At 40.5% G+C, this 13,220-nt stretch carries 11 protein-coding genes and 1 tRNA gene; 11 read left to right on the top strand and 1 reads right to left on the bottom strand.

Translation table 11 applies throughout. The features are described from left to right. The first annotated feature begins 26 nt into the window (after positions 1-26). Positions 27-755, top strand: a complete 729-nt coding sequence (locus tag ACYVRS_RS07640; protein WP_461203080.1) for a hypothetical protein — start codon at positions 27-29, stop codon at positions 753-755. A 1,203-nt stretch (positions 756-1,958) separates the two neighbouring features. Here the strand turns inward: ACYVRS_RS07640 and ACYVRS_RS07635 are convergent. Then, positions 1,959-2,031: transfer RNA gene (locus ACYVRS_RS07635), tRNA-Lys, on the bottom strand. Between the two features lie 366 nt (positions 2,032-2,397). On the opposite strand from ACYVRS_RS07635, the gene ACYVRS_RS07630 reads away from it, so the two are divergent. From ACYVRS_RS07630 to ACYVRS_RS07585, 10 genes are all read left to right on the top strand, one after another. Then, a complete protein-coding gene (locus ACYVRS_RS07630) occupies positions 2,398-2,964 on the top strand; it encodes a DUF1836 domain-containing protein (protein WP_312497861.1) in 567 nt (188 codons plus the stop codon). Further along, entirely contained in the window at positions 2,957-3,817 is an 861-nt protein-coding gene (locus ACYVRS_RS07625; protein ID WP_461203079.1) for a DegV family protein, read from the top strand. The genes ACYVRS_RS07630 and ACYVRS_RS07625 overlap by 8 nt, the downstream gene beginning before the upstream one ends. Before the next feature lie 147 nt (positions 3,818-3,964). Continuing rightward, on the top strand, positions 3,965-4,669 hold the full coding sequence (gene yycF, locus ACYVRS_RS07620; protein WP_054117112.1) for a response regulator YycF: 705 nt from the start codon (positions 3,965-3,967) through the stop codon (positions 4,667-4,669). A 3-nt stretch (positions 4,670-4,672) separates the two neighbouring features. After that, on the top strand, positions 4,673-6,514 hold the full coding sequence (gene walK / locus ACYVRS_RS07615) for a cell wall metabolism sensor histidine kinase WalK (protein ID WP_054117111.1): 1,842 nt from the start codon (positions 4,673-4,675) through the stop codon (positions 6,512-6,514). Next, a complete protein-coding gene (locus ACYVRS_RS07610; protein ID WP_461203078.1) occupies positions 6,511-7,821 on the top strand; it encodes a YycH family regulatory protein in 1,311 nt (436 codons plus the stop codon). The genes walK and ACYVRS_RS07610 overlap by 4 nt, the downstream gene beginning before the upstream one ends. Continuing rightward, complete coding sequence (locus tag ACYVRS_RS07605; protein WP_313536969.1) at positions 7,822-8,676, top strand: two-component system regulatory protein YycI; 855 nt, start codon at positions 7,822-7,824, stop codon at positions 8,674-8,676. Positions 8,677-8,734: 58 nt separating this feature from the next. Then, positions 8,735-9,541 (top strand): MBL fold metallo-hydrolase, encoded by an 807-nt coding sequence (locus tag ACYVRS_RS07600; RefSeq protein ID WP_054117201.1) that lies wholly within the window; start codon positions 8,735-8,737, stop codon positions 9,539-9,541. 38 nt (positions 9,542-9,579) lie between these two features. After that, a complete protein-coding gene (locus ACYVRS_RS07595; RefSeq protein ID WP_461203077.1) occupies positions 9,580-10,326 on the top strand; it encodes a MurR/RpiR family transcriptional regulator in 747 nt (248 codons plus the stop codon). A 146-nt stretch (positions 10,327-10,472) separates the two neighbouring features. Continuing rightward, the gene (locus ACYVRS_RS07590) at positions 10,473-11,768 is read left to right on the top strand and encodes a PTS sugar transporter subunit IIC (protein ID WP_461203076.1); all 1,296 of its coding nucleotides are present in this window, start codon (positions 10,473-10,475) and stop codon (positions 11,766-11,768) included. 23 nt (positions 11,769-11,791) lie between these two features. Then, on the top strand, positions 11,792-13,219 hold the full coding sequence (locus ACYVRS_RS07585; protein WP_461203075.1) for a 6-phospho-beta-glucosidase: 1,428 nt from the start codon (positions 11,792-11,794) through the stop codon (positions 13,217-13,219). Position 13,220 lies beyond the last annotated feature (1 nt).

Below are 13,220 nucleotides of genomic sequence, written 5' to 3'. Positions count from 1 at the left end.
TAGAAAAACAAAAAGGTGGAGAGAATGTGAGTGAAATCGAGAAAGATTCTGAAGAACAAACAGTACTAGAACAATGCGTAATTGATGCAGAGAATGGAAAAAAAATCGTTTCTGATGATTCGAGATCGGATGTAGTTGATCAAGTGATGAAAAAAATCGAAAAAGAGATAGAAGGAGAAATTTCGTCAGAACAAGGTCAAGTGATTCTTGATTTTGATGGACCAGTAAGTGCGGAGAAGCAACAAAAAGTGATTGAAAGTCAGAATATAATGATCAAAGAATTGAAAAATCAAATTACTCATTTGACACAAGAAATTATGATGCAAACAAAAGAAAATGATCAATTAAAAAAATCAATGAAACAACTAAAACAAAGTGATAAGGGAACATACTTAGACCAAACGCAAAAAGAAAATGATTTGGAAAAACGCTGTTCTGCTTTACAAGCAGAAAATGAAGCATTAAAAAAAGAAAATGATGAGTTTCAGTCAGAAATCGGTGAAGTATTGGTCTTTGCAAGGAGAAAGGCAAAGAGAACGGTCGAGGAAGCAAAAATGGAAGCAGAACGTGTTATTCGGTCTACTGATATACGAATTGAAGCCATACAAGACAAAGCAAGGGAAGTCTTGTTCGAAGTGGAAGAGACTAAAGTAAACGTAACACATCTATTTGATGATTTGCAAAGACAACTCCATCAATTATCTGATAAAAAGATTATGATTGATGATATGGAGTATCAAAGATTAGAGAATTGAGTTGGAATGAAAAATTTTGAAAGAACACCATACTAGCTAATTTTAGTATGAAATGTAAAAAAGCTTCATCGTCTCATGTGCCGAGGCATGCAGTCTTTAACCAATCCGTGATTGATGATCAAGAACAAGAATAACTGTTTCGATAGCTCAAGAAGGACAAGAGTCAATTGAAGACTAAAAGTAAAAAAAATTAAAAAAAAGGATTCAGCAATCTGTCTTCAGGAAGGATTGAGCTGTCCTTTTATAAAGAAGTGTGAAAATATGAGCTTAATTTGGTTAGCACTATTATATGTAATTTTTACCACAACGATCATTTGGTCGTTGTGGTTTTTGGTTTGTTTAGTGTGGTACTATGTTCGATTGATTCTGATCATAATGGGCAGATTACTCTGTAGAGTATCCTTTTTTCAATTTTTAGTCAGCAGAAACCCCCAAAAAATTAGGATAGAGAGATACTATAGTTTGTTTAGGACCCCACTATTATTTTATTTTTCATTACCATTTTTAGCACTTCTTGTTTCCTCGTTTATAAATGATTACTTACTCAATAATTTTCGGCTTGAAGATAACGTTGTTTTTGTCACGTTCGCTTTGTTGATAGTAGTATTTTGGATAAGTGTTTATACTGTCTTTTCCTTTTCCAATGAAAAAAAAACAGATAAAAAAAACTATAAGAGCGCATAGACAGTTCATTAAAGTTACTATGTTCCCAGTTAGCTTACTTAGTTTTGTTGTGCCAATAATATCTGCTATGAATATAGTTATTGAAACTGAAATCAAACAGAATATTATTAGCGAATTTTCAAAATTAGACTTGGATTCGAATAGTATTTTATTTAGTCTCATTTTTTTGCTTATTTTGGTATTCGAAGGTTTTAGTCTTTTAGTAATGGGACTTTTAGAACATATTCTTGAAAACGAAAGTGAGTATAAATATTTTTTTAATAGAATAATGGCTTTTTTAAAAATTTAATTGAATCAGTCCTAACTGAGAAATAGCAAAAACCGTCTTATTCAGATTCGATTAAGACGGCTTTTTTACGTTTATCAAATAATTGTTCTCATTCTGCCAAAATTGCAACAGCTGCGTTAAATATATACCCACAAATCCTACCCGCGGCATAAAAAATGCCACATCCAATGCCTTTTTCGAAACGTCCGAAGACGCCAAAAGCATTGATGTGGCGTGGGTTTGGCACCCAATGGGCCGTGAGGGGCTCGAACCCGCGACCCGCTGATTAAGAGTCAGCTGCTCTACCAACTGAGCTAACGGCCCAAATTATTACTTTGATATAGTATCACTATTTCGATAGCTTGGCAACAGAAAATATAGGTTGTTTTTGATCGGTTCAATCCGCAACCAATCGGAAAGCTGCTTTAGAGCAACTAGCCCAAACCTATCTATTTGTAAGCTGCTGAAAGATATTCATTAATTACTACCCAATTTTTTCTGGGTAGTTTTTTTGATGAGACATGATGAGCCATAGGGAATAACAACAGTTAAAAAAGAGATAAAGATGGCACATTCATAGTTAAATCTCTTTTAATGTCGATCATTCCATGCTAAACTGAATCTAGTTATCGAAACTAGATGATTGGTTTATGATGATTTTAAGTTCTGTTGTTTAAGATGGAGGAACCAATGGAAAATGTAGAATTAGAGATCAAGAAATGGGGCGAAGCAATCGCAACATTCCACCTCCCGCGCTGGGATGAACTACCTACCCTCGAATTATATATGGATCAAGTGATTACCTTGATCGATCAATATCTTTCACCTGTCATCCAAGTGGAGAAGCATCCGTTATTGACCTCATCAATGGTCAATAATTATGTCAAAAAAGGGATGATTCCAGCGCCTGAGAAAAAACGCTACAATCAAAAGCATTTGGCTTTTTTGATCGCTATCACGATGTTGAAACAAGTATTAACGATTCCGGAAATCAAAACAGGGATCTTGTTCCAAGGCAAAGTAGTCGGGATTCGCAATGCATATAATTTGTTCTGTGAAGAGCAAGAAAAAGCCATTCGCATCGTCGGACAAGAAGCAGCAGGAATGCCAGAACAAACAGAAACCCGGCCGATTGCTATCGAGTTGATTGCTATCAAAGGGGCTTCACGGTCTTTTGCAAATAAATTATTGGCAGAAAAAATGATTGCCTTAGAACAAATCTATTTAGAAACCCACAAAGGAGACGCGCATGAATAAAGATAAAGTTGCCCTATTAGTTGACTCAGGAACAGATGTACCCGCAGATATCATGGAACAGTATGGGATGTATATGCTGCCATTACAAATTATCTATAAAGACCGTACCTATACAGACAAAATCGATATCACAGCAGAAGAAATCTATGCCCGATTGCCGCAAGAAATTCCTAGCACATCTTTGCCCGATGGTGAAGCCATTGGTAAGATTTTTGATCAAATCAAAGCTGACGGCTTTGAAAAGGTCTTTGCCGTGACGATTTCCAGCGGACTAAGTGGCACCTTTAATGTGGTTCGCCTTCTCGGCGAGCAAAGAACAGATTTGGAAGTATTTGTGCTAGACACGAAAAATATCGGTATCGGTGCGGGTCTTCAAGCGATACGGGCTGCCGAGTTGCTAAGCAATGGTACAGATTGGCCGCAATTGAAAAACCAGCTGACCAATGAGGTACCAAAGAACAAAGTCTTATTTAATGTCGCAACGTTAGAATACTTGCAAAAAGGCGGCAGAATAGGTTTGGTTGCTTCGATCTTGGGGAATGCCTTGAAGTTGAATCCAATCATTTCCTGTAATGAAGAAGGCGTTTATCATACAGTAGCCAAATCTCGCGGGCGAAAAAAGAGTTTGGACAAAACGGTTGACTTGATCAAACAATTCGTTGGGGATCATCCCAACGTACGTTTAGCTGTTGCGCAAGGGGATGCGTTACAAGAAGCCAAAGAAATGAAAGTCCGCTTAGAGAAAGAATTTCCCAAAGTCAAAGAAATTTTATTTGGCCAAATATCACCTGCACTGGTCGTGCATACGGGACCAGGGTTGTTAGGCATAGGGATTCAGCTATTAGAAGACTAAGAATGAGTGAAAAGAGAAGGACGGCCTCGTCTTTCTCTTTTATTTTGCTTTCCTTAAGAAACAGCCGTTACATTTGTGGAAAGATGAAAAGCATAAGCAAATCATGTATAATAGAAAAGAAACCAAAAAAAATTGAGGTGACATTTTTTGAAAAAGATCCTAGTCGTAGACGATGAGAAACCAATCTCAGATATCGTCAAGTTTAACTTAACTAAAGAAGGATATGAAGTATATACAGCGTATGATGGCGAAGAAGCACTGGAACAAGTTGCTGAAGTCGAGCCAGATTTGATCATTTTAGATTTGATGCTGCCAAAAATGGATGGCTTAGAAGTGGCGCGGGAAGTTCGCAAGACCCACGATATGCCAATCATCATGGTAACAGCCAAGGACTCTGAAATCGACAAAGTATTAGGCCTTGAATTAGGGGCTGATGATTACGTGACAAAACCATTCTCGAACCGAGAATTGGTTGCACGGGTAAAAGCCAATCTGCGTCGCGGTTCATCTTCTGCAAAAGAAGTCGAAGATGCTCCAAATGCCGAATTAACGATTGGTGATTTAACGATCCATCCAGAAGCATATATGGTGACCAAAAATGGCGGTGCCATTGAATTGACCCATCGGGAATTTGAGTTGATGCATTACTTAGCCAAACATCTAGGTCAAGTCATGACCCGAGAACATTTGCTGCAAACCGTATGGGGTTATGATTATTTCGGTGATGTCCGTACAGTCGATGTGACGGTCCGTCGTTTGCGGGAAAAAATCGAAGATAGCCCAAGTCATCCAAATTACTTAGTGACTCGTCGCGGAGTAGGCTATTATTTGCGAAATCCAGAACAGGAATAAGAGATGAAAAATAAGGTTCGCTTTTTTCAATCAGTGAACTTCAAAATCGCCCTGACATTTATCTTGATCCTCTTGATTGCGATCCAGATTATCGGGGCGTATTTTATTCGTGAACTAGAAAAGACAACCGTCGATGCCTTCAAACGCGACATGGAGGCACGAGCGAGTACGCTGGTCGTTACACTAGGTTCTGAATTGAGCCGCATGGACTCAGAAAACGGTCTAGATTGGGATACGATGAATACATCGTTGAATCGGATCTTGACGAGCACGAATTCCTCAGAAATCTTAGAGATGCGGGTAGTGGATGAACAAGGCATCATTCGGGCAACGACCAATATCAATGACCGCGGGTCGGTTGGCGAAAAAAATGATTATCGGGATTATGATACAAACCGCAGTGAAGTCCTCTATGATGAGTCAAGTGGTCAACGGGTCTTCAATATTGTGGAATCGATCCAATCACCAACAGGCGATGCAGTTTTAGGCACGCTCTATTTACGTAGCAATTTAGAAGCCAAATATAGTGAAGTGAGTACGACAGCCTTGATATTTGTGACGGCTTCTTTGATCGCTGCGGTGATTTCCATCGTCGTGGCATTGTTGGTTTCTCGCTCGATCACGCAACCTATCGGTGAAATGCGGGAGCAAGCGATTCGCATCGCCAAAGGAGATTACAGCCGTAAAGTGGCGGTCCACGGGAAAGATGAATTGGGCCAACTGGCTGAGACCTTCAACCAACTAGGGGAACGAATCGAAGAAACCCAAGAAGCAATGGAATCGGAACGCAATCGTTTGGATAGCGTGTTGTCTCACATGACCGATGGGGTCGTTGCGACAGACCGACGAGGCAAAGTCATCACCATCAACGAGATGGCGATGTCTTTGTTAAATGTCACAACCGAAGAAGCAGTCGGCCAATCGATTTTGTCTTTGTTGCAGATCGATGAAGAATACACCTTGCGCAAACTATTGGAAAGTCCGGAAGAAATGCTGATCGAGCGACCGAGCAACGACGCAACTGGTGCCAACTTGATATTGCGGATCGATTTTTCGATGATTCGCCGCGAATCTGGGTTTATATCTGGATTGGTAGCTGTGATGCACGACGTGACGGAACAAGAACAAAATGAGCAGGAACGTCGCGAGTTTGTATCCAATGTATCCCATGAATTACGGACACCTTTAACGAGTATGCGCAGCTACATTGAAGCATTAAGTGAAGGTGCTTGGAAAGATCCCGAAATTGCACCGAACTTCTTAAAAGTGACATTGGACGAAACCGATCGGATGATCCGCATGATCAACGACTTGCTTAGTCTTTCCAGAATGGACAGTGGCAATGCACAATTACAATCTGAGTACATCAATTTCAATGAGTTGGTCAATTTTGTGTTGGACCGTTTTGATATGATGGTCACCAATGAAAGCAAGAAATATTTGATCCGCCGCGAATTTACGAAACGAGAGTTGTGGGTCGAAGTTGATACCGATAAAATGATCCAAGTGATCGATAATATTATGAACAATGCGATCAAGTATTCTCCTGATGGCGGAATTATTACGGTCAAACTGATGGAAACCCACAACAATATCGTGTTGAGTATCAATGACCAAGGACTCGGTATTCCGAAAAAAGATCTGACCAAAATTTTTGATCGTTTCTACCGTGTAGACAAGGCGCGGGCTAGGCAGCAAGGGGGAACGGGGCTTGGGTTGGCGATTTCTCGCGAAGTCATCAAATCACACGGTGGGGCGATTTGGGCTGAAAGTCGTGAGCATCGCGGATCGACCTTCTACATCATGTTGCCATATGAACCGTATGAGGAGGATTGGTGGGTATGAGAATCTCGGAAAAAGTCATCCGGGTTGGCCTGATTTTGATGATTGCTTTGAGTTTTTATTTCTCCTATATGATCTGGCTTAATCCCACAGGCAACAGCAGTGGCAGTGAGGACACAGATACAACAGTTAATCCTTCTGTACAGACATATAAACAAAAGAGTGATTTGTTTTTGCCTCTTTATCTTTCATGGCAAGAGGATGGGGAGATCAAAGAAACCAATTCTGAAACGGTGGTCCGTGCGATCCAGGAAGAGATCAATCAAAGTTCAATCAGTGACTTGACGGTCAAGGCTTATGAAGATGAAGCAGATTTTGCTAAAGCAACTGCATTGACGCAAGGCATCTCACTGAGCTATTATACGTCCTTTTATCTTGAAGACTACGAGGAAACCTATGACTTAGATTTATCTTTTAATGATAAAGGAGAAGAGGATCATTTGCCCTTTCGCCGAATCCAATTCGATTTAAATGCGCATACGATCCAGTTTATCGATTTAGAGAAGAACCAGGTTATTGAAGGGTCGATTGATTGGGATGAAGCGCAAGTGAAAAGTTTGTTGGCGGATAATCCCCGCGAATGGACAGAAATGCAGCAAGATGACACCGAAAACAGCAATCAGTTTTATACAAAAGACACAATCAAATTGAAGAAATATAGTTACTATTCTTCGACACAATCGCAGAGCCTATTTCGAGAAGCTTTCTTCAATTCTCCTAAAGATGTCAAAATCAATGATGATAGTGTCGATACCTATTATTATCAAGGCGGTCAGAATATGACGGTCTTACAAGATCAGCAGTTGGTCAAATTCGAAACGACGATTTCAGAGTCGGAAGACGTGGATTTAGCGATGCTCAGTGCGGACTATATTAAGCGACTAGGCAATAATTTCGGGACGATCCGTTATTTCGATCAGCAGGACAAACATTTGGAATACCGTGTTTTTGTTGAAGGTTATCCAGTGTTCAGCAGTGGCTCTCAAGGGGTCATCAATGTGACTTTTTCTGATAGTGGGCAAACTGGGAGTCGCGAAATGGCTATTTCTGCCAGTCTAAATGCGATCCAAGTACCCATTCCTTCAGAAACTGAAGTTGAATTGCCTTCCAGTTTGACGATCAAGCAAAATCTATTGGCTGCTGGTGCAGAGCCTGATCAGTTAGGACAAATCATTGTCGGCTATCAGTGGGGAGAAATCAAAGATGCACCGTTGGTCAATTTGACACCTGAATGGTATATCAATTATGATGCGCAGTGGATCAGCTATGATAATTTGATGGATAAACTGACAGAAAGGGAGGAGAATTAATTGGATTTCAAACGAATCGAATGGATTTTTTTCCTCGCTTTTTTAGGCTTGAATGTATTTTTGTTCAACATTTACAGTGAAGCCCGCAGTGAGCAGCAAAATGTGTCACAATCTAATCAGACGATTCCAATCGAGCAACGTTTAGACACAGAAGACATTCGTTTTTCAGGGGAACTGTCAGATGAATCGTTGAGCGGCTATTATTTGAGTGGCGAGCAGACAGATATGGCAGCAGCTTTGAAAGAAGCCCAAGCGGCTGATAACTTGAACGGCGAAGCGACCGTTAAAGGACAGCAATTGACGCACGTGTCATCTAGCGGGTTTTATATTAGTGATGATGCCCAAGCAGAAGAAACGGTCAATGGTTATTTAGAACGAGCAGATCAGGTATTATATGGCAATGAGTATCAATACATCAGTAATCTATCCTCACTTGAGGGCGACCATCCAACAGTCGTTGCCGCACAGTCTTATGAAGGAATTCCATTCAATGATAGTTCCAGTCGTATGGATATTACCTTAGAGAATACGGATGATTTACTGCAAATCACCAAATATAGTCAAACACATATTTCATCGATTACGCCATTAAGAGAAAGAATGACGGTATACTCAGAAAAAGAAGCGGTCAATACTTTATATCTGAATAATAAATTACCTAGCCATTCAACGATTTTATGGACTGAGTTGGCGTATACGATGATTTTGAAAGTCAGGGACAAAAATGTTTATATTCCGGCTTGGTTCGTAGCCTTCAAATCTGACAATGATGATACAGTCCAAATAGAAACCGTTAATGCGTTCAGTAATCGGATCATTACAAATAATGCAGTACAAAAAGTAGAAAATCCTTAAAAAAATCGGTATAATGAAACACGTTGAAACAAGCAGAGAGGAAGTAAAGTAATCCATGATGAAGGAAGAAAGTGCCTTTCAAGTGAGTATTCTTGCCAGCGGAAGCTCAGGTAATTCACTTTATATCGAAACCGGTAAAAAGCGTATTCTGGTAGACGCAGGTTTGAGTGGCAAAAAAATCACTTCATTATTAGGTGAAGTTGGGCGCAAACCGGAAGATTTAGATGCGATTCTTGTGACACACGAACATCGTGATCATATTCATGGTGTGGGTGTCCTTGCTAGAAAATATAAGTTGGATGTGTATGCCAATACGAAGACCTGGCAAGCAATGGATCCGATGATTGGCAATGTTGCAGTTGAGCAAAAGCATATTTTTGAGATGGGCAAAGTCCTGACAATGGGGGATCTTGACATTGAAAGTTTTGGCGTCTCTCATGATGCTGCTGCGCCTCAATTTTATCGCTTCTACAAAGATGGCAAATCTTTTGTGATGTTGACAGATACAGGGTATTGCAGTGACCATGTACGTGGGATCATCAAAGGTGCGGATGCCTATCTTGTCGAAAGCAATCATGACTTAGAAATGTTGCGGATGGGTGCGTACCCATGGAGTTTGAAACAACGGATCTTAGGTGATCGAGGCCATTTATCAAATGAAGATGGTGCCTTGGTGATGACCGATATTTTGACGGATAATACAAAACGGGTCTATCTTGGCCACTTAAGTAAAGAAAACAATTTGAAAGAGTTGGCGCATTTAACGATGGTCAACACGATGAAAGAACATGATCTAGGTGTCGGGGAAGCATTCGAAGTCTATGACACAGATCCAGATACTGCAACGGAATTGTTTGGTATATAACTGTTTTTATGCCCGTTGATACTTTGGAGGAGCCATACATGTTTGATGCAGAGAAAGTCAAAACATTAAATGAACTAGAGATGCGTGTGTATAACTACATTGTGCAGCATTTCGATGAAGTTGCTTATTTAACCATTCGCGGCTTGTCACAAGGCTGTCATGTTTCTACTTCCACTATTTTAAGATGTATCAACAAGCTTGGCTATGATGGATATTCAGAACTCAAATATGCTATTCGTCAGAAGAAACAGCACGAAACAAATGACTTAGATTTGTTTTATGATGCAACGATCCAAGTTGATATGTTTCTAAAAAAAGTCAATAACGAAAACTATCGCGACTTTATTGAACCAGCTGTAGCGTTGATCGTTGCAGCGAGACATGTGGCATTTTCAGGTATAGGTACGAGTGGGATGCTTGGGGCTTACGGCAGTCGGTATTTTGCAAATGTAGGGATCAATGCGTACAGTATTGTCGATCCTTTCTTACCGGTACCGCCGCGAGGCATGGAAAATACCTTAGCGATCCTCCTATCAGTATCGGGAGAAACGACGCAAATGATCAAACAAGCGGAAGAATTTAAACGGTTTGGTGCCAAAGTATTGAGTATTACGAATGATGAGCAATCTACTATTGCGCAAATTGCTGATTATAATTTGTCTTACTATATGCCGGTAGTCAATGGGGCTGAAGAAGAGTATTTGAATTTGACTACGCAAGTACCTGTTATTGCATTGATTGAACTTTTGGCCCATCAGGCGTATCAAATTTTGCAAACATCATGACAAAAAACAGCTGCGGCTGTTTTTTTTGTTGGAATTTGTTTCTAAGAGCGGCTAGCTAGTATCAAAGTCTTGCAAGTTACGCTATGCTATATATGTAAGCGAATTCATCGGCCGATGCGCATATTAATTTTATAGGAGTGATTTTGATGAATGAATGGATTAATGATAAAGTTTTACCTCCTGTTTTAAAATTTGTAAACACAAAAGCAATTACTGCATTACGTAATGGTATGCTCTATACCATGCCGTTTTCAATCGTAGGATCGATTTTCCTACTATTGGCAAATTTCCCCGTTCAATCGGTTGCAGATTGGGTCACGAATAGTGGATTAGGCGATTATTTCAATCAAGCGTATGGAGCTTCATTCGCAATCATGGCTTTCTTTGCTGTTATGGGGATTGCCTATTCCTATGTAAAAGCAGAAGGATTCGAAGGTCTTCCAGCGGGAATGATTGGATTGGTTATCTTTTTATTGACGATGGAATCAAGTGTGACGGATGCTGATTCAGGTGTCACGATCACTAATATTATTGATAAGACTTGGACAGGTGGCCAAGGAATGATCAGCGCTATTTTGGTCGGTTTATTTGTTGGTTGGGGCTACACGTGGTTCCTAAAACGGGACATCCGAATCAAACTTCCAGAACAAGTACCAACGAACGTTGCAAATTCATTTACTGCACTTATACCAGCAGCTGTTTTAACAACTGTTGCACTAGTGATTTATGTATTCTTTGATAAAGTATTCAATACAACAGTCGTTGAATGGATCTATGAAGTGATTCAAAGTCCAATGCAAGGGGTAACAGACTCTCTTGGCGGTGCGTTGATGTTAGGATTCCTTGTACCGTTTCTGTGGTTCTTTGGTGTTCACGGGTCAACGATCGTTGGCGGGATCATGGGGCCCATTTTACAAGCCAATTCTTTAGCCAATACAGCGATTCTTGAATCAGGAAAAGAATTGACGATCGCAAATGGCGGACATATCGTGACACAACAGTTTTTAGATCAATTCATGACTGTGACCGGTGCAGGGATGACCATTGGTATCGTGCTTTACATGGTTGCTTTTGCCAAGTCAGCGCAATTCAAACAGTTGGGTCGCTTATCGATGATCCCTGCATTCTTTAATATTAACGAACCTATTATTTTTGCTACACCAATCGTCATGAATCCAATCATGGTGATTCCATTTATCCTAACGCCAGTGGTTTCTGGTATTATCACGTACTTCTCATTGTATACAGGTCTCGTGCCACTCTTTACTGCGGTACAAGTACCATGGACAACACCACCAATCATTTCTGGATTTTTAGTCGGCGGTGTTAGAACAGCCATTCTACAATTTGTTGTTTTAGCGATTGGCTTCTTTATCTATTATCCATTTGTACGTAAAGTTGATAGTTTGAACTTTAAACAAGAGACAGAAACAGTCAATTAAACAAGAAGGTAGGCATGTGTGCTATGAATACATTACGGGAAGATTTTCTTTGGGGCGGCGCTGTAGCTGCGCATCAATTGGAAGGCGGTTATCGAGAAGGCGGCAAAGGTATCAGTGTGGCGGATGTCATGACGGTGGGAGCCAATGGGATTCCACGACGTATCACAGATGGGATCGTAGAAGGAGAAATCTACCCGAATCATGAAGCCATCGATTTTTATCATCATTATCCAGAGGATATCAAATTGTTTGCTGACCTAGGCCTTAAGTGTTTTCGCACGTCGATCGCTTGGACGCGGATTTTTCCAAAAGGGGATGAAGCCCAACCAAATGAAGACGGTTTGCAATTCTATGATGATTTGTTCGATGAATGTTTGAAGTATGGCATAGAACCAGTGATCACCTTGTCTCATTTTGAGATGCCGTATCATCTGGTGACAGCATACGGCGGCTGGCGAAACCGCCAATTGATTGCGTTGTTTGTTCGCTTTGCGGAAGTCTGTTTTCATCGCTATAAAGATAAAGTGAAATATTGGATGACGTTCAACGAAATCAACAATCAAGCAAACTTCAAAGAGGATTTTGCCCCATTCACAAACTCAGGTTTGCGTTTTTCTGAAGGCGAAGACCGAGAACAAGTGATGTATCAAGCAGCGCATTATGAATTGGTTGCTAGTGCTAAAGCTGTAAAACTTGGTCACCAAATCAATCCAGATTTTCAAATTGGATCGATGATTGCGATGTGTCCGATCTATCCATACTCCTGTGACCCTAAAGACATGATGGCGGCTACAGTGGCAATGCAAAGACGATATTGGTTCTCAGATGTTCATGTGCGTGGCCATTATCCGAAATATTTACTGCGATACTTTGATCGAAAAGCGTTTGATCTTGATATCACTGAAGCGGACAAAGAAGATTTGGCTGAAGGCTGCGTCGATTATATTGGCTTTAGCTACTATATGTCTTTTGCAGTGAAAGGGAAAGAAAACGATCATACGTACGACTATGATGAAAGTCAAGATTTAGTGACTAATCCGTACGTCGATGCTTCAGAATGGGGCTGGCAAATTGATCCAATGGGCTTGCGCTATGCGATGAATTGGTTCAATGAACGCTATGAGCTGCCGCTATTTATTGTTGAAAACGGCTTTGGTGCAGTTGACCAGTTAGAAGACGGACAGATTCATGACCGGTATCGGATCGATTACTTAAAGGACCATATTGAAACGATGAAAGAAGCTGTCCTCTATGATGGTGTCGATCTAATAGGCTATACCCCTTGGGGCATCATTGATCTTGTATCGGCAGGCACTGGTGAGATGAAAAAGCGATATGGTGTGATTTATGTGGATAAAGACAATGAAGGTCAGGGAACACTGGCACGAAGCAAAAAAGATTCTTTCGCATGGTACCAAAACGTCATTACAAGTAATGGAGAGATTCTTTAAT

This window comes from Enterococcus salsurae, from assembly GCF_054784955.1.
This window is presented reverse-complemented; position numbering and strand designations above follow the sequence as displayed.

Bases quoted from the DNA above. Each gene is read 5' to 3' on its own strand.
- ACYVRS_RS07600 (WP_054117201.1), top strand. From the start codon at position 8,735: ATGAAGGAAGAAAGTGCCTTTCAAGTGAGTATTCTTGCCAGCGGAAGC.
- ACYVRS_RS07630 (WP_312497861.1), top strand. From the start codon at position 2,398: ATGGAAAATGTAGAATTAGAGATCAAGAAATGGGGCGAAGCAATCGCA.
- ACYVRS_RS07590 (WP_461203076.1), top strand. From the start codon at position 10,473: ATGAATGAATGGATTAATGATAAAGTTTTACCTCCTGTTTTAAAATTT.
- walK (WP_054117111.1), top strand. From the start codon at position 4,673: ATGAAAAATAAGGTTCGCTTTTTTCAATCAGTGAACTTCAAAATCGCC.
- ACYVRS_RS07585 (WP_461203075.1), top strand. From the start codon at position 11,792: ATGAATACATTACGGGAAGATTTTCTTTGGGGCGGCGCTGTAGCTGCG.
- ACYVRS_RS07610 (WP_461203078.1), top strand. From the start codon at position 6,511: ATGAGAATCTCGGAAAAAGTCATCCGGGTTGGCCTGATTTTGATGATT.
- ACYVRS_RS07625 (WP_461203079.1), top strand. From the start codon at position 2,957: ATGAATAAAGATAAAGTTGCCCTATTAGTTGACTCAGGAACAGATGTA.
- ACYVRS_RS07595 (WP_461203077.1), top strand. From the start codon at position 9,580: ATGTTTGATGCAGAGAAAGTCAAAACATTAAATGAACTAGAGATGCGT.